The following is a 24,921-nucleotide window of genomic DNA, read 5'->3' as shown; positions in this document are numbered from 1 at the left end:
TTTATTTACTTGGTTTGGCTATTCAAAGTAAAGCGGAATGTAAACATTGTCCTGATGTGTTAAGAGGAAGTGGCTAAAATGGTGAGTTAAACTGGGTATTTGCGATATGATTAAATCAAAATAAAAAAGAGAAAATGACCATGCATAATATGAGTTATATTATGATTAGCATATTGGGAGGTGTGATTGTTCCACTACAGCTCGCAATGGTAAATACTTTTCGAAATACAAGTGGTGCTTCTCAAATTCAATCAACTTTTGTGCTTTATGTTGGTGGAGCAATTGCATCACTAATCATTGCATTAATCGTTGATGGTACGATTAAACCTCCGTTATACCAACAAGCCTCATGGTGGATGTGGTTTCCAGGTTTTCTTGGCTCTATTTATATTCTTTGTATGTTTCTTGCAGCTCCTCAAATAGGAGCAACAAATACATTGTTATGGGTTTTCTTAGGACAAATGCTCTTTGCAACGATTATTGATAGTACTGGACTTCTAGGAATGCAAATTAGAAAAATAGATGGATTAAAGCTGTTAGGTCTGTTTTTTATCCTTATGGGCGGTTTGATTCTAATTTATAATGAATATAAAAATATAAATAATTAAGTTAATGTTGATAAAATATATTCTAAAATTTTAGATCTTATTTTTTTGTTCTTAATAAATTAAATTTAAAATTACTGGGGAAGGAATATGCTTTTATACTTTATATTTTTCATTATTATTCTTTCTATTATCACTTATTTGAAATCACCATATTTTAAGGGAAGAATAGGAGAGCTGATGGTTAAGGCTCACGTAGAAAAGGGGTTAGGAGAGGAGTACATGTTATTAAACAACGTGACGATCCCTGATGGCGAGCAAGGTACAACTCAAATTGATCATATTTTAATAAGTCCTTATGGGGTTTTTATTATAGAAACGAAGAACTATACGGGGTGGATTTTTGGTAGTGTTCGACAGAAGCAATGGACGCAAAAAATCTATAAGAAAAGCTATAAATTTCAAAATCCTTTACATCAAAACTATAAACATAGCAAAGTGCTAGAGATAGTGCTAAATGACGTGTTAGATCCACAATATTTGCACTCGGTTATTGTTTTTACGCCTCGTAGTGAGTTTAAAACAGAAATGCCTGAAAATGTGTTTCGAGGTAAGACTTGGCTGAAATATGTGAAAAGTTTCAATGAGGAGGTGATCAGCCCCATGAAACAGAAAAGAATTCGCTCTCGTATTGAGAAAGAAGTATTGGAACCATCGTGGAAAACAGATCGTCAACATGTTGAGTATCTGAAACAGAAAAAATTAGAGAAAGAATCCATCCAGTAGTTTTGCAATTGGCTCTCTTTTTACAGCAACGTGACTGCTTGATTTGACTATTGCGCTTTTATTGCGTTGCAGTTAAGTTGCTTTTAATGATATGAGTTGGTTAGACAACAACAACAGTATTTAAATGCCGTGTTCGGCATAATGCTTCCACTTTTTAAAAAGAAAAAACAGAGTATAGCGATGACAGAAACAGCTTTTGATTTTGTAATTATAGGTGGTGGTTCAGCAGGTTCGGTACTGGCTGGTCGATTATCTGAAAATCCAAATATTTCGGTATGTTTATTAGAAGCTGGTGGTGATGGAAATAGCTGGTTGGTGAATACACCTTCCGCAGCGGTGATCAGTATTCCAACTAAAATTAATAACTGGGCTTTAGAAACCATTCCACAAAAAGGGCTGAATGGACGTAGAGGCTATCAACCTCGTGGAAAATGCTTAGGTGGCAGTTCTGCCATCAATGCAATGGTGTATATCCGTGGGCATCGTAGTGACTATGACCATTGGGCTGCTTTGGGTAATACGGGATGGTCTTATGACGATGTTTTGCCATATTTTATAAAATCAGAGCATAACGAGCGCATTCGAAACGAATATCATGGTCAACACGGACCATTAAATGTCAGTGAATTGCGTTCGGACAATCCGTATCAGAAAACCTTTGTTGAAGCTGCGAAGCAGGTCAATTATCCGCTGAATGATGACTTCAATGGTGCAGAACAAGAAGGACTCGGTGTTTATCAGGTTACACAAAAAAATGGTGAACGCTGGAGCGCAGCGCGTGGTTATCTGTTTCCTTATTTAGGTAAACGCCCGAATCTACATGTGATTACCAAAGCTTTGGTGTCAAAAATTGTGATTGAAAATGGTCGTGCTGTTGGGGTCGAATATAAACACAATGGACAAAGCACGTTTGTTCGTGCCAATAAAGAAGTGCTCTTATCTGCGGGTGCATTCCAATCTCCACAAGTCTTGATGTTGTCGGGGATTGGTCCACGCCAAGAACTAGAAAAACATGGTATCCCTGTAATTAAAGATTTAGCAGGTGTTGGAGAAAACCTGCATGATCATCCTGACTTTATTTTTGCTTATAAGACCAAGCAAATGGAAGGCACTTTTGGGGTGTCGGTTGGGGGCAGTATTGATTTAGTCAAACAGATTGGGCGTTATCGTAAAGAACGTCGTGGTTTAATCACCACCAATTATGCTGAATGTGGTGGTTTCTTAAAAAGTCGTCCTGAATTGGATAAGCCGAATCTACAGTTGCATTTTGTGATTGCGGTGGTGGATAACCATGCTCGAACCATGCATATGGGACATGGAATTTCATGCCATGTTTGCTTGTTGAATCCGCGTGCGCGAGGTTCAGTCAAACTCAGTGGCAAAAATGTCGATGATCCATTATTAATCGACTTTAAATTCCTTGAGGATGAGCAAGATCTGCAAGATATGGTTGATGGGTTTAAAGTCACGCAAAAGTTAATGAATGCACCTGCTTTAAGTGAAAAAATTAAAGAAGATATGTTTACAGCCAATGTGCAGACTGATGATGAAATTCGTGAGATTTTGCGCCAACGTGTCGACACGGTGTATCACCCTGTTGGTAGTTGTAAAATGGGTGTGGATGAGATGGCGGTAGTCGATCCTGAGCTAAAAGTGTATGGCATTGCAGGACTGCGCGTGGTGGACGCGTCGATTATGCCAACCGTGGTCAATGGCAATACCAATGCACCTGCAATTATGATTGCTGAAAAAGCGGTGGATTTGATTCGTCAAACTTGGAAGTAAGTTCTAAGTTATTGAGGAGCTAAGCTATTTACCTTAGCTCTTTTCATTTTCAGTGCTGTTACGTGGCGTTTCCAGCATACGCGGAAAAGTAAAATTATAATCTTGCAGTGCATAGCGGAACAATTGAGCAGGGCGCTTGCCGACAATTTTTTGCTGTCCCGTTTCTTCAACGGCACCAGCTTCTTGCATACGTCGTCTAAATGATTTTTTTTCTAATCTATGACCTAAAATAATTTCATAAATGGTCTGTAATTCAGTCAGGGTAAATAACTCAGGCATCAGGCTGGCGGGTAAGGCGGTATAACGGGTTTTATTGCCAAGACGTTCAAATGCCAGTTGTAATAGCTGTTGGTGATCAAAGGCTAAATCTAGTTGTAATGCCTGATCGATCGGAAGCCATTGACGATGTTCGGTGGTGCTGCTTGTTTGAATTTCAAATTGGTCAAAATCAATCAGGGCAAAATATAAAGCGGTAATGGACCAACCACGTGGATCACGATGTTGATTGCCAATGGTTTCGACTTGTTCTAGATAAGGGGAGGTAATCCCTGTTTTTTCAAGCAGTTTACGGTGTGCTGTTGCCATTAAATCGGGATCGGTTTTTAAATCGACAAAACCACCCGGTAGCGCCCATTTGCCTTTTTCGGGAAAGTTGGAGCGTTGAATCATTAAGACTTGTAATTGACCTTTTGCTACAGAAAAAATTGCCATATCGACCGTAAACAGAGGCGTGTCATAGTCTGTTTTTTGATAGTGGGCAAGGTATTCCTGTTCGGAGGTATGGATAGTTTCCTGACTCATAGAAATATTAAGAAATCGGAATAAAGTAATATCATAGCGGAGTCTTATTGGGTTCTCATCATATTTTAGGATAAGCCTTCGGCTCGACCTACTTTTGTTTTGGCAAAAGTAGGCAAAACCTGAGGTACGAAATAGCAAAGATTGATAATCTTTGCCGTACCGTAAGGCGAAAGCTTTGCTTAAGTGCTTAACTATTCATTTCATTTATCTTGCACTACGCCAAAGCTTTAGTCGCTTTGGCTTGTTCAGGTTGCGGATGACTTTTCCGAGTATCTAATCACTGGATGTGTTTTAATCATAGAGAATTTTGCTTAGACCAATCTCTCCCGAATTTGATCAAGTGAGCATTCTCTTAACAATTGACCATTTTCAAATACCGTTTGCAGTGCGCCCATTTTCTCCTGTTCAAAGCTTTGTTGATCAAAGAGCTCAAAACCATTTTCAGTTTGTTCAACCCGTAACAAGCCTTTGGCTGACTTTTTAACACCTGAATCCGTTACAGGGTCTTTAAACAGTTCACGACCGACACCGTTAACCTGACCCCAAGTGGCTTTGACTGCAAAACCAAAGCTATCACGAGTCAAATAGTTATAAGTATAGCTGCCGATTCCAAAGACCAGATTATTTGAAGCAAAGCCTTTGGCCTCCAAACCTTTTAAGATATTTTGGGCACGTTCTAGGGTAATCGAGTCACCATAAATCAAGCCAACTCGTTCATTCAATACCTTATAGCCTTGAACGGTTTCTGTGCCGCCGAAAATTTCCCATAAACATTGCACTGCACCTTTATAAGCAGGACTATCTCGCTCTGCATCAGGATCGCCACAGATAATTTTCACGGGATCACCTGAGTCAGGGCGAAACACCACTTTGGCGAGTCCGAGGGCATTCGGTTGGCGTTTTAAAATCTCCGCTTTTAATTCCACACTAAACTCGGTAATCACACGCCAGAAATCCCAAGTATCTGAAACGATACTGACTACACCGGCAGGATAAAGCTCACAGATCAGACGTCTAAAGGTCTCGATTTCACTTTCTTCACTGCCCATACACATCACACTGTGTTCTGTTGCAGGTACTGAAACGCCTACGACACCTGTTGCGTTGTAATATTCTTCTGCATAATCAATAGAAGCAACTGAATCTGTCCCAATAAAACTGGTTAAGTGACCCACACCCGATTGGGCAGCATCATAGATCCCACTCATCCCTCGGCTACTAAAATCATGGCCTTGAACAGCAACAAAGTCTAAAGCTGCACCTGTTTTTTCTGCATATTGGGTCAACAAGCGTTTATATTCATAGGCAATGCTGGCTGTAGTACAGCTTTTCCATAGCTCGGCACTGAGCACGGTTTCGATGTAGTTGGTTAGCCAAAAGAAATTCGGGTCAGTATTGATAATAGTCAATACAGGTACTTTGATATTGACGCGGCTACCTTCTGGCAAGGCTTTAATTTTTAATGGTAAATAGCCGAGATCGTGTAAAGCTTCGATGTGCTCGACAGGCACTGCACCTTCACCTAAAGAATTGTCCATACGGCGTTTATAGGCTGCGACTACTTTGGCTTTAGGTTGATTGAAGAAGCCTTCATTCCAGGTTTCAATCAAAAAGTGTTTGATAAAGCCTTGTAGGCCAAAGAACACTATCTTGTCATCAAAATCCGGCAGCATTTTGGCTAAACGTGATGAACGCGGGGTAAAGTTGGCATAGACGTATTCAGTTCCCACTGGATACTGGCGACGGTGGTCGGCTTTATAGAAATCAATTGCATTGAGTGGATTAATTTTAATACTCATTTTTATTGGCCTCGTGCTTTAAATCTTAATTTTGAAAATTGATAATGTTGAGTTTGCTTGCTTCTGTTTGTGGCAGGCTATTGCTGGTAAAGACCTGATCGACCAAGCCATCAAATACCGCGATACCTTTGCTAAAAATGCCATGCGTGACATATAAAATAATGTTTTGGCAGTTTAGGCTGCGTAATTGTTTGGCAATACCAATAAAGGTTGCACCACCGTCACAAATATCATCGGTGATCACGGCTGTTTTTCCTGTCAAATCAGGGCTATCCACCGCCGTTGTGCTAATTTTGCCAGTGCTTGGATCACGTTTCTTTTCACAGTGAATCACTTCAATGGCCTGTTGGCGTTGCGGATTAATACCGTTTGCAATCGCTTGGGTGCGCTGTATTGCGCCTGCATCAGGACAGATCAATACGCTATTGTCGGCGCTTAAAATCTGCATCAATGCTGGGCTTTGCTGGATAATCTCAATTGGTTCGATATTGATCACTTGTTGGAAGCGGGTATTTTTTCGTAGCAGCTCCAGAGTCACCTGACTATGACAATCCCACACCACAATTTTCTGACGTTGCCCTGCAAATTTTTCGCTATTGCTATTTAATAACTTGGTCATTAAATCCAATGAGAAGGCCTGACCTTGTGCACAGATACGGTCTTGACGTGCATAGGGAAAATAAGGGATTTCTACCGAAAGGTGAGTGCCTTGTTGCAACAACACATTTTCTAATAGCAGATAATCCATCACATCTGCACTGTTCTGTAGTGAGGCTTTGATCTGAGTGTCAGCTGTTAATTGGTTTAATAATTCAGGTTGCAGTTGAATATGACGCTCGCCACCTGAAAACTGCAAAAACTCGATGGGAACATTCGCTTGAGCTGTCATAAGTTGAATCGTCATTTTTAATTTCTCTTTTATAGTGGCTTAAAGCCAGTAAATATATATTGGCATAATGACACTATTAAATGCAAGGTTTAAATTTGATCGTTTTAATAAAAATCGGGCAACAATTGAGAAAAATAGACTCATCTATTTGAAGTTAAAAGAGAATAATTTTTAATCTTTTTTCAATCAATCGAGCTATCCTAAAATACATCATTTGCTGACTTTATTGCTTCGATATATTGATATTTCGGTCATAGTTTTTGACAATTATCCTTGTCAGGATTGAGTCATGTGTTGTTTGCTTGGCACAGCAACGGGTTAAAGTGCTGAAGGTGAACAATGGGAATAAAACAAAAAAGGAAAGCATTCTATGAAATCTCTGGTTTGTCATAACGCTGAGCTGAAACTGGAAGACAGTGTTCAATTGGTCCCTGCTAAAGGACAAGTCCTGCTTGAAGTGGTGCGTTGCGGTATCTGTGGTTCGGATTTACATATGCAACATCACTGTGATCATATGCATGATTTGGCAGCACGCGTCGGCTTTAATGGGGTGGCAAAATCCTCAGATAAATTGGTTTTCGGGCATGAGTTCTGTGGCAAAGTCTTGGATTATGGTCCAAAAACACGACGTAAATTAAAAGCAGATACGTTGGTTTGCGCCATGCCCTTGTTAAATGTTGATCCGCAAGGCTATGTTCCTACAGGCTTGTCACCGAGTGCTTCCGGTGGTTATGCAGAGCAAGTCTTGGTGCAATCCAGTCTGATGTTTGAAGTGCCGAATGGTCTAGATGCGGACAGTGCCGCACTGACGGAGCCAATGGCTGTTGCACTGCATGCAGTACGTCGTAGTCGAATCAAGAAAAATGAGCCAGCGATTGTGATTGGTTGTGGTCCTGTCGGTTTGGGCGTGATTATTATGCTGAAAGCGGCTGGCGTCAAAACCGTAGTGGCCAGTGATTTTTCACCGAACCGCCGTCGCTTGGCTGAGCAATGTGGTGCAGATATCTTGATTGATCCTAAACAGCAATCGCCATTTAGCAGTTGGAAAGAGCTGGGTTTATTGGGCAATGTTTCTGAAGCAGTGAATATGGGGATGGGGCTTTTTGACAAGGTTCAAACTTACTCATTACCGTGGGTCAATGCCATGCGCGTGGGGGATAAACTTGGAATATTGCCAAAGCGTCCAGTGATTTTTGAGTGCGTCGGTGTGGCTGGAATTATGCAGCAGATTTTGGAAGGTGCACCACTGTTCTCACGTATTGTGGGGGTGGGCGTGTGTATGCAAAGTGATAAAATCGAACCTGCCTTGGCGATTAATAAGGAATTGGAAATCCAGTATGTATTGGGTTATACGCCGCTTGAATTCCGTGACACGCTGCATATGATTGCAGAAGGTAAAGTCGATTGTTCACCATTGATCACAGGTGTGGTCGGTTTGGAAGGCGTCGGCAATGCCTTTGAGGCGCTGCGCGATCCAGAGCAACATGCCAAGATTCTGATTGATCCAAAACGTGCAGGTACAACGATTGAACTGATCAAGCCTTAATATCCAAGATTTTAAAAGCCGCTTTCAATGAAGCGGCTTTTTTTATGCCAGAAGACTTGATTCAGCTTGGATTAGAAGCTTTTGGTCAGTGACAAAGTTACGGTTGAATCAATTGGATTGGAGACTTTGGCGTTGGGATTGCCATTGCTGTATTGCTGATAAAAATCGTCTTTATCCCATGCTTTGCTATAGGTCAAACTGCTGGAAAGGTTATATGGTAGCTCTTTGTTGACGGCAAAACTGGCATCTTGGAAGCTGGCAGCAGAAAAGTTTTTAATGCGTTGGTTGCCATAATGGGCATCGACTGACCAACCTTGTGTAATCGGTTGATGCCAATTGACATCCAAATACCCCGAGCCACGTGAATGCTTATTGTTGCCGACGCCTAAGGTATCCGAATTATTGCCGAAATAATCTTGGGTATAGGTAATCGCATATTTCACGCTGAGCGGGCCGTAACTGATTTCAGGAATAATTTCCCCATAATCAAAACGGGTATTGCCTGTATCCGCAGTGGTTTTTGCCCCAGGATAATAGTAATAGGCGACTTTAGTGCCGACGGTTAAATCACCAAAACTGCGGCTATAGCCAGTATATACATCCCATTCGACTGAAGCATCGCGAATAAAATGATCGCTTACGGTCGATGCCCATGTACCCGCATAAAAACCGCTGGCATGATTGTAGTCCAGTCCCCCTTGCAAGGCAGGTTTGCCCCAAGTTTGTTGAAAACCGCGTGAAACGTATTGGCTGGCCGCAGTGATATTGGCTGAGTAGGGGGAAGTGGTTTCAGTGGCGTGGGTGCTTTGAAAATAAAAAGCCAAAGGTGCAATTAAGAATAAAGTTTTTTTCATCATTTCTCCCTGAATGAAGTGGAACCCGAAGCTGAGCTTCGGGTATCCCCTGAGGAATATCTTCCTTATAGTATTGGACGTAACGGCGCTTGACGTACAGGTGCTGTACCCGCTTTGTAATAAGCCGCTTCAGAACGAGGGAGTTTTTTGCCACGGATTTGATCGGCAATTTTTTCTGCGATCATAATGGTGGTGGCATTTAAGTTGCCAGTAATGATTAGTGGCATGATGGAAGCATCGACCACACGTAAGCCTTGTACGCCATGCACTCGACCTTGGCCATCGACTACCGCCATGTCATCTTCGCCCATCTTACAGCTACATGATGGGTGGAACGCCGTTTCTGCATGGCTACGTACGAACTCATCCAGTTCTGCATCGGTCTGGATATGTTTACCTGGACTGATTTCTTCACCACGATACGGATCAAGCGCAGGCTGCGCCATGATTTCACGGGTGATACGGATTGCATCACGGAATTCACGCCAGTCCTGTTCTGTTGACATGTAGTTGAACAGAATACTTGGATGTTCAAACGGATCTTTGGATTTGAGCTTGATCCGACCACGCGAAGGCGAGCGCATTGAACCGACATGGGCTTGGAAGCCATGCTCTTTTACTGCATTACTGCCGTTGTAGTTAATCGCAACAGGTAAGAAATGATACTGGATATTCGGCCAGTCGAACTCTTCCGAACTGCGGATAAAGCCACCTGCTTCGAACTGATTGCTTGCGCCCACACCTGTGCCATTGAATAACCATTCAGCGCCAATGGCAGGCTGGTTATACCATTGCAGTGCAGGGTAGAGTGATACAGGTTGCGTGCATTGATATTGCAAATACATTTCCAAGTGGTCTTGCAGGTTCTCACCGACACCTGGCAGGTCATGTACCACATCAATATCCATCGATTTCAGGAAGGTACTTTCACCTACACCTGAGCGTTGCAAGATTTGTGGTGAGGCAATTGCTCCTGCACAGAGCAATACTTCACGTTTGGCTTGTGCCTGTTTCATATTGGCTTGGTCAGCACCAATAATATATTCCACACCGACTGCCTGTTTTTGATTAAACAAGATTTTATTGGTGGTGGCATGCGTGACGATGGTTAAATTCGGACGACCTTTGGCCATATCCAAATAACCACGCGCGGTACTTGAACGACGACCTTTTGGGGTCACGGTACGATCCATTGGGCCGAAACCTTCTTGTTGATAACCATTTAAGTCATCGGTACGTGGATAACCTGCCTGTACGCCTGCTTCAACCATGGCATGGAACAGCACATTATTGCCATTTTTAGGGGTTGCCACGGATACAGGACCTTTGTCGCCATGATAGTCATTGCCGCCAATATCACGGGTTTCGGCTTTTTTATAGTAAGGTAAGCAGTCGGCGTAGCTCCAGTCTTCCAAACCTTTCATGCTTGCCCACTGATCCAAATCCATGGCATTACCACGGATATAGCACATGCCGTTAATCAGTGAAGAACCACCGAGGCCCTTACCACGACCACATTCCATACGGCGATTGTTCATGTGGGGTTCAGGATCGGTTTCATAGGCCCAGTTATAGCGACGACCTTGTAAAGGAAAGGCCAAAGCGGCTGGCATTTGAGTACGGAAATCTAAACGGTAGTCTGGGCCACCAGCTTCCAAAAGTAAAACAGTCACATCTTTGTCTTCAGTCAGACGTGTTGCGAGCACATTTCCGGCAGATCCTGCGCCAATGATAATGTAGTCATATGCTTGAGTATTCATCGTTATCCCTTTTTCTATTCTTGAGGATGCCGAGGCAATCATGGGATTGCTCGGCATTGAGGATTAATTTTGAGGGTGAAAGCTGAGGGCATTAGAAAATGCTGTGATACTCACCCAACTCAACTTGAACGGATTTGATACGGGTGTAATGACCCAAAGTGGTTAAGCCATTTTCACGGCCAACACCAGATTGCTTGTAGCCGCCCACTGGCATTTCCGCAGGTGATTCACCCCAGGTATTGATCCAGCAGATACCAGCTTCAAGTTGATGAATCATACGATGCGCTTTAGTGATGTCTTGGGTCACCACACCTGCAGCTAAGCCAAAGGTGGTGTCATTGGCACGACGAATCACTTCTTCCTCAGTTTCATAGCTGAGAATGCTCATCACAGGACCGAAGATCTCTTCTTGCACAATCGCCATATCATCTTGGCAGTTGCTGAATACCGTCGGGAGCACATAAGCACCTTTGGCGAGATCACCTTCTGTGGCACGACCACCACCAATCAATAGTTTTGCACCTTGCTGTTTGCCTGACTCAATGAAAGACAACACTTTTTCCATATGCGGGAAGCTGGTGAGTGGACCGAAATTGGTTTGCTCAGCCATCGGATCGCCAATACGAATGCGTTTTACCCGTTCTACAATGGCGGCTTCAAAAGCCGCAAGCAGGGCTTTCGGTACAAACACGCGAGTACCATTGGTACAGACTTGGCCTGAGCTAAAGAAGTTTGCCATGACGGCGATATCCGCAGCACGGTCGAGGTTGGCATCATCACAAATAATCAGCGGTGATTTACCACCCAACTCCATGGTGACTTCTTTCAAGGTTGAACCCGCAGCGCTGGCCATCACTTTCTTGCCAGTTTCGACACCACCCGTGAACGAAATTTTTTCAATCACAGGATGTTCAGTCAGCCATTGACCGATATCACGACCCGCACCTTGAACCACGTTGAAGACGCCGTCTGGAACGCCCGCTTCCGTATAGATTTCAGCAAGTTTGAATGCGGTTAGCGGCGTAGTTTCGCTTGGTTTGAAAATCATGGCATTACCCGCAGCAAGGGCAGGGGCAGATTTCCACATTGCGATTTGAATTGGGTAGTTCCATGCCCCGATCCCAGCCACTACACCAAGGGGTTCACGACGGGTATAGAAGAAGCTTGATTCACGAAGTGGCACTTGCTCGCCTTGAATGGCAGTTGCAAGACCTGCGTAGTATTCGATGACATCGGCACCTGTCACAATATCAACAGTCGATGTTTCGCTGTAGGCCTTACCAGTATCGAGGGTTTCGAGCTGGGCAAGTTCATCATTACGTTCACGTAGGATATCAACTGCACGGCGTAGGATGCGAGAACGCTCCATCGCAGTCATGGCTGCCCAGACTTTCTGGCCTTGTTGTGCGCTTTGAACAGCCGCTTCAATGTCTTGTTGTGAGGCTTGTTGAAGTGTTGCGATCACTTCACCGTTGGCAGGGTTAATGCTGTTAAATGTTTGACCACTGGTTGCTGCGACATAACGTCCGTGGATATATAACTGGTGAACTTGTGCATCACTCATTCTGTTTCTCCTGCAAAGGTTTGTTCGCAAATTGCAATTGCGTTTTTACATAATCGTAAGCAATGGAACGTGCCAACTGGCTGTCAAACTCATCATGACTGCTCAAACTGCCACGTAACCATAATCCGTCAATCAAAGCCGCCAATCCGCGAGCGGCAATGCTGGCCTGTTGTTTATCCTCTACCAACATCAAAAAATAATGCTTCAGGTTGGAGTACAGGCGTTGATCATTAATTCGTTGTAAACGTCCAAGCTCGGGCAAGTGCATACTGGCTGACCAGAAGTCTAACCAGACCCGCATGGCTTGTTTGTTGACCTGACTGATATCGAAGTTGGAATCAATAATGGCCTTGATCTGGCTTTCTGGATGCGCATCTGCTTCGGTTTTGTATTGGTCAGTCTTTTGACGCAAAACGTTGAGCATTTCCTGCATACAGGTATTGATTAGACCCTGTTTGTCACCAAAATAGTGACTCACGATACCGGTCGATAGTTCGGCCTTTTTTGCAATCTGTGCAATGGTGGTATTGGATAACCCCACTTCAGAAATTACATAAAATGCGGCGTTAATAATTTCTTCACGTCGCACATGCTCTGGTTTTACTCTACGCTTTGTCATGCTTATCCATTTCAAGCCCGGCCAAGGTGCTTTTTATTCAACATTTCTCGATGTAGAGCATCATAACATTTTTTTATCATACTTTTTATTGATTGAACGTTCAATCAATAAAAAGTATAATCTGTAAAAATCAATGAATTTTTGATTGGCAAGAATAGAAGTAGCGTAATAAATCAAAGATTCTTATGGATAAGGCGATAAGCAGAATTGAACACTTATCACATTATTTTTTAAGAAAAAAACACCAATTGCAAGGAGCAAGAACATGGTGTCAGAAAGTAATGAAGGGTCCCCATCTGAACCTATACGTTTAAATTTGTTTGTTTTTTGGAGCTCCGCAATCAGTATCGGCATTTTTGGCCTATTGTTTGTGTTGTTTCCACAGCGCAGCCAGTTCTGGTTGACCTATATACAAGGGCAGGCCAATCAATTGTTTGGTTGGTACTATATGCTGGTGATTGTGGTTTGTTTAGGTTTTGTTGCTTGGCTGGCTTTTTCACGGGTTGGGCAGATTCCTTTAGGCAAAGATGACGATAAACCTGAGTTTGGCTATCTGGCTTGGGTCTCAATGCTGTTTTCGGCAGGGATCGGGATTGCACTGTTGTATTACGGTGTAGCTGAGCCTGTTGATCATTTCCTGCGACCGCCTGAAGGTCAGGGTGGCACCATACAAGCTGCGCGTGATGCCATGATGTATAGCTTTCTGCATTGGGGCATTCATGGTTGGGTGCTGTATGCCTTGCTAGGTGTGACATTGGGTTATTTTGCTTTCCGTCGAGATTTGCCGTTGGCCTTGCGTTCCGCGCTGTATCCAATCTTTGGTGAGCGGATTCATGGTCTGATCGGTGACTTTGTCGATGGTTTCGGGATTTTAGCCACGGTGATTTCTCTGGTGACTAACTTGGGCATCGGGGCTTTGGTACTGGTCTCGGGTCTACATTATCTTCTCCCAGAAATTCCCAATAACCAAACCACACTGATTGCGGTGGTGTTGTTGATGATGTCAGTGGCGACCATCACTACCGTGGCCGGAATTGAAAAAGGTCTGGCGTGGTTATCTCGTATTAATCTACGATTACTCTATGCCTTATTGCTATTCGTGTTCCTGACAGGCCCAACCAATCATTTGCTCAATGGTTTGGTGCAGAACATGGGCGATTACCTCGATCATTTTCTGGCAAAAAGCTTTGATATGTATCTTTATAACAGCAAGGCGGGTGAGTGGTTAGGTTCGTGGACCGTATTCTATTGGGCATGGTGGATCGCATGGGCACCATTCGTGGGTATGTTTATTGCGCGAATTTCCAAAGGCCGTACCATTCGCGAAGTGGTGTTGGGTGTCTGCCTGATTCCACTCGGTTTTACCTTGGCTTGGATCTCGATTTTTGGCAATACTGCAATCTATTTTATTCTGGAACAGAAGCAAAAAATCCTCGGTGACTTGGTGTTGACTGACCCTGCGTTGTCCTTATTTAAGCTTCTCGAATTTTTACCGTTCAATCCTTATATTGCTGGGATTGTTGTTGTGATTTGTTTCGTATTGTTTTTGACCCCTGTGGGTTCTGGTACACTCATGATCGCAAATCTGTCCTCGAAAGGGGGTAGCAATGAAAGTGATTCGCCGATTTGGTTGAGAATTTTCTGGTCTGTGGTGATTACCATTGTCAGTATTGGTCTGCTGTTGGCAGGGAGTTTTCACTCCATGCAAAGTGCCGTGGTGCTGTGTGGTTTACCATTTTCCGTTATTATTTTGCTGTATATGTTTGGCCTGGCCAAAGCACTAAAACAGGATCAGTTTCGTCCTACACCGCCGCAAGTGATAACGCAGGTAACTCAGTCATCACAAGCTATAACTGAAAAATCAGAAACATTGTAATTCGGGTAAATGACTTTTATTTTTCATTTTTTATTCAGACATGTCTTTTCATTGATGCAAAGGTGGAAAGACGTAGATGAATATTTTCTTTTTGTTCTCTAACTCCCTGAGGATTGTATGGCAACAGATAATCCAAGAGCGGTTGATGATTCTACATTAGCGAATAAAGACCAGTTAAATCGTGTGGTCTTTTATGTTTCAGCTCTACTTATTTTAACATTTGCACTGGTTACGATTTTTTTTAATGACTTTGCCAACCACTTACTTAATGTGGTGCTGGCTTGGGTCAGTGATAAATTCAGCTGGTATTACTTGCTGGCAGCAACGCTATATCTGATCTTCGTGATCTTTATTGCCTGCTCGCGTTATGGTGATATTAAGCTCGGTCCGAAGCACTCCAAACCTGAGTTTAGCTTGCTGAGTTGGTCGGCCATGCTGTTCGCAGCGGGCATCGGCACAGACTTGATGTTCTTCTCGGTGGCTGAGCCGCTGTCTCATTATATGAATCCTCCCGTGGGCGAGGGACAGACCTATGAAGCTGCGCGTCAGGGCATGGTCTGGACGCTGTTCCACTATGGCTTAACGGGTTGGGGCATGTATGCGCTGGTCGGGATGGCCTTGGGCTATTTTAGTTATCGTTATAACTTGCCGCTGACCATTCGTTCTGCCTTATACCCAATCTTTGGGAATAAAATTGACGGACCGATTGGGCATACCGTCGATACAGCCGCAGTCATTGGTACGATCTTTGGTATCGCCACCACCTGTGGTATTGCGGTGGTGCAGATCAATTATGGTTTGCATGTACTGTTTGATGTACCTGAAAATCTATGGATTCAGATCGCCCTGATTGGTCTTGCTGTGATTGTCACGATTATTTCGGTGACGGCAGGGGTCAATAAAGGCATTAAGGTTTTATCCGAAATCAATATTTATGCCGCGATTGGCTTGATGTTGTTCGTCCTATTCCTTGGCAATACCGAATTCCTGCTCAATGCCTTGGTACAAAACTTTGGTGACTATATCAGTCGTTTCCCAAGTTTGGCCTTGGAAAGCTTTGCCTTTGACCGACCAAAAGACTGGATGAACAGTTGGACCTTGTTCTTCTGGGCATGGTGGGTCGCATGGTCGCCATTTGTGGGACTGTTCTTGGCACGTATTTCACGTGGTCGTACCATTCGTGAATTTGTCTGTGGCACCTTGATCATTCCTTTATTGTTCACGATTACGTGGTTGTCTATTTTTGGGAATAGCGCTTTATATAACGTAATTTTTGAAGGCAATACGGCACTGGCACAAACCGTTCTGACTGATCCTGCACATGGTTTTTATGACCTGTTGGCGCAATATCCAGGCTTTGCCTTTATTGCGGGGATCGCCACCATTACGGGGCTATTGTTCTATGTGACGTCTGCCGATTCAGGGGCTTTGGTACTCGGTAACTTTACCACCAAGTTCTCCAATGTCGATAATGATGCACCACGTTGGCTGAGAATCTTCTGGGCAACTGCCATTGGTTTGCTTACCGTGGCGATGTTGATGGCCAACGGGATTACTGCACTGCAAAGTGCCACCGTCATTATGGGCTTGCCGTTTAGTTTTGTGATGCTATTGGTGATGGCGGGCTTATATAAATCCTTGCGCTTAGAAGATTATCGTAAAGCCAGCCGTAGCCTGAATGCTGCACCTGTGGTCGGAAACGTGGATATTTTGAACTGGAAACAGCGTTTGTCCCGTGTCATGCATCATCCAGGCAGTAGCGAGACTCAACGTATGCTCGATAGCGTGTGTAAACCTGCGGTACAAACCGTGGCGGATGAGTTGGTGAAGCGTGGCATGAATGTCGAAGTGACGCAGGGTGAAGTCGAAGAAAGCGAAAGCCTGTATCATCTTGATCTCACCATTTACATCGAAGAAGAACATAACTTCGTGTACCAGATCTGGCCAGTCCGTTATATCGCGCCGACCTTTAGTGAGCGTGGTAAACGCGGCAAACAGTTCTATTACCGCTTGGAAACTTTCTTATATGAAGGTTCTCAAGACAATGACTTGGTTGGATATACCAAAGAACAGGTGATTAATGACATCTTGGATAAGTACGAGCGGCATATGACCTTCTTGCATATCAATCGTATTAGTCCTGGTAATCGTCCTTTGTACCCTGATTCGCAAGATTAATCGAGTCAATAAAAAAACCTCACGTCATGTGAGGTTTTTTTTATGGGTGGACTTATAAAGCACCATATTTTTGCCATGTTTCACCAGTTTCATAGGGAGCATAATGGCTTTTCAGTTCATGCAGAGATTGGCTTTGGTAAATTGCAAAGATGATCATAATCAAAAACAGGCTGATCAACTTAATGGCGCGTTTATGTTTATATTCGCCTGAATAGAGATAGAAAATACAATAGAAGGCAATCATCAAATAGGTACAAAATAGCGAATTAAACACTAGATAGACCAGTAATATGGCAGTGATGGCCAAGGCAATTCGGTTTTTTAAGATGTTGGGGCGCAAGCTGAGTAGGTTCAGAATCAACAGACCCAAAGAAGTCCAGAACAGATAGGCTTGACCCCCGATAATGACAATATAGGTCGACTGTAGCCACAACAGTACTAGCCATACAAAGACGGAAAAAATAATAAATTTAGAGAGGCCTGAAGATGCGGGCAAAGTGTGTTTCATATGATATTGGTTTTTTAAATAGCTGTTTGTTTGGGGGATTAAAAACGAAACTTCAATAAATCTTTGGTTTTGATCTTGGTCAGTAGCACACAGAACAAAGACAGTGAACCGCCAATCAACATGGCTGGCACCACGCTAAAAAAGCGTGTCATCACACTGGACTGCAATGCACCCAGCTCATTGCTGGATGTGACAAAGATGCCATTAATGGCAGCGACACGACCAAGCATGTCTTTGGGTGGAATCAATTGCAGTATGGTTTGACGAATAATTATGTTGATGCTGTCACATGCCCCCATGATAATGAGAACTGCAATGGAAAAATAGAGGTGTCTGGTAACAGCAAATAACAAAGTACACAGACCAAAGCCAGTGACCGCAATGAGCATCATCTGCCACGGTCTGGATTTAGGTGGATAACGTACCAAAATCAGCAGCATGATCAAGCCACCAAATGCAGGTGCGGCGCGTAATAGACCAAAACCATCGGCACCGACATGCAAAATATCTTGGGCAAAAATGGGTAGCAGCGCGATGATGCCACCAAAGAAAACCGAGCCGAGATCGAGAAACATCGCCCAAAAAATAATTTTGGTTTTAAAAATAAATTGTAGTGCGTCTTTTAGACTTTGAGTCACCGACTCCGTTTGGATTTGAGGAAACGTGCGCTTCTGTAAGCACCATAGGGCCATACTGCCCGTAAGAAAAAGCGCCACAATCACGGCAAAGGTAATATCCAAATCCAGATGCGCCAACAGAAAACCGCCAACCACGGGTGCAAGTATACCGCAAGCTTGCCAGCACATACTGGTCCATGTCGCTGCATTGGTATACAGATGCTCAGGTACGACAAAAGGTCGTAAGGAGTTAAAGCAGGGGCTATAAATACCGCGAATACAGCCAAATAAAAACAGGATACTGAAAGTCGCAATCAGTAGGACATTGGCACTGAACGTCTGAGTGTTATACAGATCAAAGCAGATCCATAAGCCAACCGACAGGGGAATGGCAAGGCTAAAACTGATTTGTAAAATACGCTGCCGATTAAAACGGTCAGCAATATAACCGCCCCATAAAGACAGAGCGAGAAAAGGTAAGAAATCCATGATCCCAACTAGGCCGAGAATGAGCGGATTTTTGGTGATTTGATAGAGATGAAAAGCCACCAGCACTTCTTGAATGAGCACTGCAAACGTTAGGCAGCATTGATTGAGGGTCAATAACCTAAAGTCACGACTGGCAAATGCAGCAAAAGCAGAGTGGGGTGCAGCAGCGGGCATAAGGTGTTATGTATAAAAAAGAGATAAAGAAAAAGGGAGGAGCGAAAACTCCTCCCATTTTCAATGGGCTTGGCGTTGCTTATTGCGCAACAGCTTCCGCTTTTTCGACTTTCTTGGCAGGAACCAAGTTTGCAGGAGTCGTATAGTTCAAGCCTAAAGTTGAACTTGAGTACTGACGGATTTGATCTAACAACGCTGGATCAGTTGAAAGGTCTTTACCATAAGAACGCACGATTTCATGTAACTTGCCATTCCATTCACCTTTAGTTTGCTCAGGGAAGGCTTTTTCAAGCAAGTTGAGCATGATGTAAGGTGAAGTTGAAGCACCCGGAGAAGCACCTAACAATGCGGTTACAGACTTGTCTTTAGAAGCAAAGATTTCTGTACCAAATTGCAATTTAGCAGGTTTACCTGGTTCTTTTTTGATGATCTGAACACGTTGACCACCTTGTTGTAAATGCCAGTCTTTTGGATCAGCTTCAGGGTAGTATTTTTTCAACTCGTTGAAACGATCAGCATCAGACATTAACACTTGGCTTACCAGATACTTAACGAGATCGGCATTTTGTAGACCAATTGCAGTCATAGGCAAGACGTTGTTTTTGTTGGTCGATGCAAGCAAATCAAATTGTGAACCATTTTTCAGGAACTTGTTTGAATAGGTTGCGAATGGGCCAAACAACACATATTTTTTACCATCAATATAACGGGTATCAATATGTGGAACAGACATCGGAGGCGCACCAAGATCAGCACGGCCATAGACTTTGGCTGTATGTTTTGCAGTGATTGCTGGGTTGTCAGTTACTAGGAACTCACCGCCTACAGGGAAGCCCGCATATTGTTGTGCTTCTGGTAAGCCAGTCATTTGCAATAATTTAATTGCAGCACCGCCCGCACCAATAAATACGAAACGTGTTTTGACATGATCAACTTTGCCCGATTTCAAATCTTTGAAAGCAACAGACCAAGTGTTGTCATCATTTTTGCTGATGCCCGTCACTTCAGTTGAAGTGCTGAGTTTAAAGTTAGGACTCTTTTCGAGGTTGTTGATTAACTGGGTCGTGATAGCACCGTAGTTCACGTCAGAACCAACGTCCATACGGGTTGCAGCCACTTTTTGTTGAGGATCACGACCGTCCATCACCAATGGTGCCCATTGTTGAATTTCAGCTTTGTCTTCACTTAATTTCATGCCCGCGAATAACGGATTTTGAACCATGGCAGCATAACGCTTTTCCATGAAGTTCACGTTATCGCCCCACACAAATGCAATGTGTGGTACAGGGTTAATGAAAGTGTTTGGTGTTTCGAGTACACCTTGTTTGACTTGGTATGCCCAGAATTGCTTGGCAATTTCAAACTGACCCGCCACATTCACAGCTTTAGAAATGTCCATTTTACCGTCTTTTTCTTCGGTATAGTTCATTTCCATAAAGCCTGAGTGACCTGTGCCCGCATTGTTAAAACCGTTTGAACTTTCTTGTGCAACAGCATCAAGACGTTCATACATGCGGATGTTCCAGTCAGGTTGTAATTCGTTGAGATAAGTACCCAACGTGGCACTCATAATCCCGCCACCGATGAGTACGACATCGACAGTAGGTTCGTTGTTGGTGGTTTTAATTGCCTTAGACGCAACTGGTCTAAAAAGAAAGGCAATTGCAATAATAATTAGTACCACGAGCAGTACTAATAAATATTTCCAAAATTTTTTCATTCAATTTACCTTAAAAATTAAATGACGCTCTATATGACAAACCAGATAGAGAGAAAGAATTTAAATGATGATACAGGCGCAATAAAGGCACATCAGCAGGGCAAGGGATTGCCTTAACACTGATGTTGAAGAAGTTAGTTCATGAATTTTACTTTAATTTAGACGGTGTTTTAGTTGTACTAGTGTTTCAAAATGTATCAATCAAGTTGATTATGATTATATTTAAGATGGTTTATTGTTAATAATTCTAGTAATGTTCACCTTTATTGGGTAGGGCGAGAGTTTTCTCATCCTTGATACATGTTGTTTCTGACATTTAAATGATTAAGTAAATGAATAAACTAAATTTAATATTGAAAAGTGGGGTGGTTTTCGCCATTTGTTTGTTACTCCAGGCATGTGCTACAACGCCGCAATCAAGAGAAATGAATGCAGTGGCAAAAGATGTGTTCGCACCTGAGCAACAAGAAGAGAAATTATATCCTGTGGTCTTAAGTATCGGTTTTAATAATGGGATGAATTTTCCGTTTTTACTCGTAGAAAGTCTTACAGAAAAAACCATGATCCGGAAAAATAATAAGACCTATAAAATTGATGTTATTAATTCAGGAGTTTCACGTTCTACACTGATTTATAGTGGGAAATTACCTGCGGGGGAATATCGTGTTGTTGAGCTGAACAGCTTTATGCCGAGTGCAAATCCGATGCTGGCAGGGGCAACAAAATTTATCAATTTGGTGGATAATGAGCAAGCCAGTCAAGCCCGTACATTTAAAGTGGTTGAGAATACAACCACTGATCTTGGACGTATATTTTTGACGCATGCCAATGGTGCATATTTTTTTTCAAGATCTGAAAACTATCCATCCAATAAAAATCTAATCAATAAATTTGGAGATAAGTATCTGCAAGCGATTTATAAAGACAAGGTTTTAACAGGCTGGACTCAACCCATTACTGAGATAGAAAAACATTTTGGTAATGAAAATAAATTATTACCTTTTGGAATGCAGTGTTTTAAGGAAACACCAGACAATAGGGTGGTTGCAGCAAGTAAAATTGGTTCTATTTTTTCTTTTTCCTTAAACGATGATATCCAAGATAAAAAAGAAAAAGCTAAAATACTTCAAAGCCAAGAAGCTCTGTCTTTTGACTGCGTAACCGTAAAAGAAAATCGTCATTTTGATTTTTTAGCTTATGGTGAGATGAATAATTTCTATAAGCATCAAAAAGATAGTGATACGCTAAGTCCTGTTGATACGGGTAATTTGCCTATAGGAATCATTGCCTATGTTGTGGGTAACGATCAACAAGGTTGGTATTTAGCACATATTGTGGGAACTGATCTGACTATTTATCGTAGTGATCGTTTAGAAAAGGGGGATTGGAAACCAATTTCAACAAAAAAAATATTCAATGCTTGGTTAGGGCTGAATGGTTTCTGGATGTGGGAGGATGAGCGCGGTTTTGATTATGCTGATATGTATGGAAATATTAATCGCTATGAGTATGCAAGCAAAGCATGGAGCCAAAATAAGGTACCCGATAACGCCAATATCACGCAGCTGTTTGTTAACCCAGACCAGTCCTTTAGTTTGATTACTTCTAAAGGTGGTTTTGCAGGTGTTTTTGCCAAGCAATTTAATTCAAAAGATCATGGTGCGACATGGCAAAAAATTGATAGTCCATTTAAAGTCAATATTTGGCCAGCGCAATTTTCAAAGCAAGGCGATATTTATATTGCTTCTGGACCATTTAGCTGGGGTGAGTTAGCGGTTAAAGAAGAAGCAACACCCACATGGGAAAAACGTAAAATAATCCCGCAGAGCTATATCACAGTGCTTGATTCAGGGGCTCTTTTAAATACTTATTTTTCACCTTACTATGCCCTTGTTAATTTTTCTAAAGACAAAGGCAAGACGTGGAATCCCGTCTATTCAACCTATAGCAAAAAATTACATGAGCTACAGCAGAAACAAGATGCTTCAGCTCAAAAATAATGAATGAGCTTGAGAAAGAAACCGTCATTTATGACGGTTTCTCATTGATTCGAATTTACCATTTATGGCTATAAGACACTTTCAGCGTAATGCCATTTGCAAGTAAATGACTGGTATTGTTGCTGTTTCTCATCAGCTGGCTATACAGCGGGTAATATTGCTTGTTAAACATATTTTCGATACCGATGGTCATCGTATCTTTCTTGTTCAGTGCAAAGCTACTGAGTAAATCAGCGGTGGTATAAGATTTGACATCATAACGTCCAAAGCTATTTACGCCATTCAAGCGATAATCCTCTGCGCCAAAATAAGTGGCTTGAATGCGGTTGGTCCAAGTATCAGTCGGACTATAAGAAATATAGCCTGTGACTTTTAACGGTGGGATACGGTAACCAGTCATATCTTGCTCAGTATGAGTATTTTGAGGGGTTTCGCGTCCTTTCATCCACGTCACACTCCCACCAGCCCCCCAGACTTTGGCATCTTCAAGATAATCAAGAGTCGCTTCTACACCAGTCACTTTTTCTTTGGTTCGCGCAAGCACCAGTCCATTATTAAAGGATTGCACACCCCCCAGATCAGAAGTGGAGTGGAATACCGCTAAACTAGAACTAAAATGATCAAAATGACCATTCCAGCCAAGCTCATAATTATCCACTTTGACAGGTTCTAAGAATGAAGAGCCTAAGTCGAAACCTACCCCTGCATTACGGATGATGACACCAACATCGGGGAGTTGGAAACCCTGATTAAAGGAGGCATAAATCGAGTGTGCATCTGTAGGTGCAAAGCTGACATTGGCATTGTAAAGCCATGCGTCTGCTTTGACTTTACCGCCTTGAACCGTATAAGGATTGGCTTTGCCGAGTTGAGACAAGGGAATAAAGCTGTCAATTTTGGCATAACTGTCTTCATAACGTGTGCCGATTTCTGCTGACCATTGCTCATTGAAACGGTGCTTCAATTGCGCAAATCCACCGATACTTTGCGTGGTGAGCTCAGGTAAATAAATCAGTTTGCCATTTTTGACAAATTCCAGACCACCTGACTGGTCATAAATTTGCGGGTCGAAGGTATCTAAAGGCATTTCACTTTTTTCACGGCTGAAATCACCGCCCCAAACCAGCGAAGTGTCGCCTAAAAATGCAAGCGGTGTATTCACGGTTAAACGGCTGCCCAGCACATTATTTTCTTGATAGACCTGATCGACTTGCCCACCACGGGTTGCGACTTTACGCGCATCAAAGGGTGCAAAACGGGTAAAAAAGTCACGGTAATAGACTTGCGCATCGACTTTATTACCGAAGAAATCTTGATGGCTATAGGTCAAATTGTAGATCTGATTTTCATTTTTATTCTGGTCTTTTAGTTTCAGACCCTTGATTGCCTTGGCTGGTACACTACCCGCAGGAAGCTGAGCCACACTTGGATCAGAGGCATAGTCCGAGTCTTGTTCCGCATTATAATAATTTGCAGCAAATTGAAGATACTGATTGTCGTCCAGATGATAGCCAAGTTTGCTACCGATGCTATAGGCATCTGCATCAAACAGGTCACCTTGACTGGGTTCAGGTGCAACCCGTCTGCCACGTGCATCGTATGGACTGCCAATACGTTGGTAGCCAAAATCGAGCGCATAATCGAAGTTATTCAGGCTGCCAGAGAAATATTGATGGATGTCACCACTTAAGGCATCTGTACGAAGATTGGTTAAGCCTGTTTGCAGTCCAATCACAGTTTTCGCTGTCGGTTCGCCACCAGCCGCTTTGGTGGTAATCGAAATGGTCCCCCCAGCTGCACCACTGCCATAAATCGCATTACTGCCACGAATCACTTCGATACTGCTAATACTTTCAGGATCAATTGCAGAAAGCCCACGGGAGGTATCACGGGTGAGATTCATGGGCACACCATCGACCAAGATCAGCGCATTACGGCCACGTAGGGTTTGTCCATAATCGGTAATGGTGCGACTGGAATCGGATAATCCCGGAACGACTTTTGCTAATACGGTGGCGATGTTGCCTGATGAGGCATTTTTTAACAGCTCGATTTGTTTTTCATCGAGCTTGGTGACTTGTTTGGCCGAAGAGGACAATTCATCTGCACGCGATGCCGTAATGCTAATGGTCGGCAGCACTTCGGAGGGCTGATCTTGATTGGCAACTTCAGCAGGCGTTGCTGCAAAAGATGAGTTTGAAAATAAGATAAATCCACCGATAGAGAGAAGGGGACTAAGAGGTCTGGCTTGTTTTTTTCGATTAAATACACGATCTTTTTTCATCTTCTGTCCTTTGATCTCAGCCTGAGATTGCTTTTTAATTAGTCTGAATTATAGTTGAGAATGAGAGCTATTCACAGTTTGATCAATTAATACAGCTTGCTTGTTATGTCCAGTCGATTGATTCAGC

Annotated in this window: 18 protein-coding genes; 7 read left to right on the top strand and 11 right to left on the bottom strand. The window is 42.9% G+C overall.

The features are described 5' to 3' along the window. The first annotated feature begins 140 nt into the window (after window positions 1-140). From NG55_RS13865 to NG55_RS13855, 3 genes are all read left to right on the top strand, one after another. A complete protein-coding gene (locus NG55_RS13865; RefSeq protein ID WP_016660447.1) occupies window positions 141-608 on the top strand; it encodes a DMT family transporter in 468 nt (155 codons plus the stop codon). Window positions 609-695: 87 nt separating this feature from the next. Further along, the gene (locus tag NG55_RS13860) at window positions 696-1,331 is read left to right on the top strand and encodes a nuclease-related domain-containing protein (RefSeq protein ID WP_065343583.1); all 636 of its coding nucleotides are present in this window, start codon (window positions 696-698) and stop codon (window positions 1,329-1,331) included. A 180-nt stretch (window positions 1,332-1,511) separates the two neighbouring features. Beyond that, window positions 1,512-3,116: a GMC family oxidoreductase gene (locus NG55_RS13855; protein WP_065343582.1), complete on the top strand. Its 1,605-nt coding sequence runs from the start codon at window positions 1,512-1,514 to the stop codon at window positions 3,114-3,116. 33 nt (window positions 3,117-3,149) lie between these two features. On the opposite strand, the gene ntrR is transcribed toward NG55_RS13855, so the two are convergent. The 3 genes from ntrR to NG55_RS13840 all read right to left on the bottom strand — a co-directional run bounded on the left by ntrR (window position 3,150) and on the right by NG55_RS13840 (window position 6,620). Continuing rightward, a complete protein-coding gene (ntrR, locus tag NG55_RS13850; protein ID WP_065343581.1) occupies window positions 3,150-3,917 on the bottom strand; it encodes an ADPR responsive transcriptional repressor NtrR in 768 nt (255 codons plus the stop codon). A 311-nt stretch (window positions 3,918-4,228) separates the two neighbouring features. Beyond that, window positions 4,229-5,716 (bottom strand): nicotinate phosphoribosyltransferase, encoded by a 1,488-nt coding sequence (locus tag NG55_RS13845; RefSeq protein WP_065343580.1) that lies wholly within the window; start codon window positions 5,714-5,716, stop codon window positions 4,229-4,231. A gap of 25 nt (window positions 5,717-5,741) precedes the next feature. Continuing rightward, window positions 5,742-6,620, bottom strand: a complete 879-nt coding sequence (locus NG55_RS13840; protein ID WP_065343579.1) for a phosphoribosyltransferase family protein — start codon at window positions 6,618-6,620, stop codon at window positions 5,742-5,744. A 355-nt stretch (window positions 6,621-6,975) separates the two neighbouring features. On the opposite strand from NG55_RS13840, the gene NG55_RS13835 reads away from it, so the two are divergent. Continuing rightward, complete coding sequence (locus NG55_RS13835; RefSeq protein WP_065343578.1) at window positions 6,976-8,151, top strand: zinc-binding dehydrogenase; 1,176 nt, start codon at window positions 6,976-6,978, stop codon at window positions 8,149-8,151. A gap of 71 nt (window positions 8,152-8,222) precedes the next feature. Here NG55_RS13835 and NG55_RS13830 read toward each other — a convergent pair whose 3' ends face one another. The 4 genes from NG55_RS13830 to betI all read right to left on the bottom strand — a co-directional run bounded on the left by NG55_RS13830 (window position 8,223) and on the right by betI (window position 12,948). Then, window positions 8,223-9,005, bottom strand: a complete 783-nt coding sequence (locus NG55_RS13830) for a TorF family putative porin (protein WP_065343577.1) — start codon at window positions 9,003-9,005, stop codon at window positions 8,223-8,225. Between the two features lie 65 nt (window positions 9,006-9,070). Then, complete coding sequence (betA, locus tag NG55_RS13825; protein WP_016541615.1) at window positions 9,071-10,765, bottom strand: choline dehydrogenase; 1,695 nt, start codon at window positions 10,763-10,765, stop codon at window positions 9,071-9,073. A 91-nt stretch (window positions 10,766-10,856) separates the two neighbouring features. After that, window positions 10,857-12,329: a betaine-aldehyde dehydrogenase gene (gene betB / locus NG55_RS13820; protein ID WP_065343576.1), complete on the bottom strand. Its 1,473-nt coding sequence runs from the start codon at window positions 12,327-12,329 to the stop codon at window positions 10,857-10,859. Further along, window positions 12,322-12,948, bottom strand: coding sequence for a transcriptional regulator BetI (gene betI, locus NG55_RS13815; RefSeq protein WP_005272989.1), 627 nt, complete (start codon window positions 12,946-12,948; stop codon window positions 12,322-12,324). The genes betB and betI overlap by 8 nt, the downstream gene beginning before the upstream one ends. Window positions 12,949-13,213: 265 nt before the next feature. Here betI and NG55_RS13810 point away from each other — a divergent pair, with 265 nt between their 5' ends. After that, window positions 13,214-14,824, top strand: coding sequence for a BCCT family transporter (locus NG55_RS13810; protein ID WP_023270745.1), 1,611 nt, complete (start codon window positions 13,214-13,216; stop codon window positions 14,822-14,824). A 117-nt stretch (window positions 14,825-14,941) separates the two neighbouring features. Further along, on the top strand, window positions 14,942-17,002 hold the full coding sequence (locus tag NG55_RS13805) for a choline transporter (protein WP_023270744.1): 2,061 nt from the start codon (window positions 14,942-14,944) through the stop codon (window positions 17,000-17,002). Window positions 17,003-17,054: 52 nt separating this feature from the next. On the opposite strand, the gene NG55_RS13800 is transcribed toward NG55_RS13805, so the two are convergent. The 3 genes from NG55_RS13800 to mqo all read right to left on the bottom strand — a co-directional run bounded on the left by NG55_RS13800 (window position 17,055) and on the right by mqo (window position 20,510). After that, entirely contained in the window at window positions 17,055-17,510 is a 456-nt protein-coding gene (locus NG55_RS13800; RefSeq protein WP_065343575.1) for a hypothetical protein, read from the bottom strand. Window positions 17,511-17,548: 38 nt separating this feature from the next. Further along, window positions 17,549-18,790: an MFS transporter gene (locus tag NG55_RS13795; RefSeq protein ID WP_016541619.1), complete on the bottom strand. Its 1,242-nt coding sequence runs from the start codon at window positions 18,788-18,790 to the stop codon at window positions 17,549-17,551. 79 nt (window positions 18,791-18,869) lie between these two features. Continuing rightward, window positions 18,870-20,510: a malate dehydrogenase (quinone) gene (gene mqo / locus NG55_RS13790; protein WP_065343574.1), complete on the bottom strand. Its 1,641-nt coding sequence runs from the start codon at window positions 20,508-20,510 to the stop codon at window positions 18,870-18,872. A gap of 332 nt (window positions 20,511-20,842) precedes the next feature. Between mqo and NG55_RS13785 the strand changes: the two genes are divergently transcribed. Next, a complete protein-coding gene (locus tag NG55_RS13785; protein ID WP_065343573.1) occupies window positions 20,843-22,510 on the top strand; it encodes a sialidase family protein in 1,668 nt (555 codons plus the stop codon). Window positions 22,511-22,565: 55 nt separating this feature from the next. On the opposite strand, the gene NG55_RS13780 is transcribed toward NG55_RS13785, so the two are convergent. Beyond that, window positions 22,566-24,794, bottom strand: a complete 2,229-nt coding sequence (locus NG55_RS13780) for a TonB-dependent receptor (RefSeq protein ID WP_065343572.1) — start codon at window positions 24,792-24,794, stop codon at window positions 22,566-22,568. Window positions 24,795-24,921 lie beyond the last annotated feature (127 nt).

Origin of the sequence: Acinetobacter gyllenbergii (genome assembly GCF_001682515.1) — a bacterium.
GTDB lineage: Bacteria > Pseudomonadota > Gammaproteobacteria > Pseudomonadales > Moraxellaceae > Acinetobacter > Acinetobacter gyllenbergii.
Note: the sequence above shows the minus strand (reverse complement) of the source record. Positions and strands in the feature narration are given on the sequence as shown.

Bases quoted from the DNA above. Each gene is read 5' to 3' on its own strand.
- NG55_RS13865 (WP_016660447.1), top strand. From the start codon at position 141: ATGCATAATATGAGTTATATTATGATTAGCATATTGGGAGGTGTGATT.
- NG55_RS13860 (WP_065343583.1), top strand. From the start codon at position 696: ATGCTTTTATACTTTATATTTTTCATTATTATTCTTTCTATTATCACT.
- NG55_RS13855 (WP_065343582.1), top strand. From the start codon at position 1,512: ATGACAGAAACAGCTTTTGATTTTGTAATTATAGGTGGTGGTTCAGCA.
- ntrR (WP_065343581.1), bottom strand. From the start codon at position 3,917: ATGAGTCAGGAAACTATCCATACCTCCGAACAGGAATACCTTGCCCAC.
- NG55_RS13845 (WP_065343580.1), bottom strand. From the start codon at position 5,716: ATGAGTATTAAAATTAATCCACTCAATGCAATTGATTTCTATAAAGCC.
- NG55_RS13840 (WP_065343579.1), bottom strand. From the start codon at position 6,620: ATGACGATTCAACTTATGACAGCTCAAGCGAATGTTCCCATCGAGTTT.
- NG55_RS13835 (WP_065343578.1), top strand. From the start codon at position 6,976: ATGAAATCTCTGGTTTGTCATAACGCTGAGCTGAAACTGGAAGACAGT.
- NG55_RS13830 (WP_065343577.1), bottom strand. From the start codon at position 9,005: ATGAAAAAAACTTTATTCTTAATTGCACCTTTGGCTTTTTATTTTCAA.
- betA (WP_016541615.1), bottom strand. From the start codon at position 10,765: ATGAATACTCAAGCATATGACTACATTATCATTGGCGCAGGATCTGCC.
- betB (WP_065343576.1), bottom strand. From the start codon at position 12,329: ATGAGTGATGCACAAGTTCACCAGTTATATATCCACGGACGTTATGTC.
- betI (WP_005272989.1), bottom strand. From the start codon at position 12,948: ATGACAAAGCGTAGAGTAAAACCAGAGCATGTGCGACGTGAAGAAATT.
- NG55_RS13810 (WP_023270745.1), top strand. From the start codon at position 13,214: ATGGTGTCAGAAAGTAATGAAGGGTCCCCATCTGAACCTATACGTTTA.
- NG55_RS13805 (WP_023270744.1), top strand. From the start codon at position 14,942: ATGGCAACAGATAATCCAAGAGCGGTTGATGATTCTACATTAGCGAAT.
- NG55_RS13800 (WP_065343575.1), bottom strand. From the start codon at position 17,510: ATGAAACACACTTTGCCCGCATCTTCAGGCCTCTCTAAATTTATTATT.
- NG55_RS13795 (WP_016541619.1), bottom strand. From the start codon at position 18,790: ATGCCCGCTGCTGCACCCCACTCTGCTTTTGCTGCATTTGCCAGTCGT.
- mqo (WP_065343574.1), bottom strand. From the start codon at position 20,510: ATGAAAAAATTTTGGAAATATTTATTAGTACTGCTCGTGGTACTAATT.
- NG55_RS13785 (WP_065343573.1), top strand. From the start codon at position 20,843: ATGAATAAACTAAATTTAATATTGAAAAGTGGGGTGGTTTTCGCCATT.
- NG55_RS13780 (WP_065343572.1), bottom strand. From the start codon at position 24,794: ATGAAAAAAGATCGTGTATTTAATCGAAAAAAACAAGCCAGACCTCTT.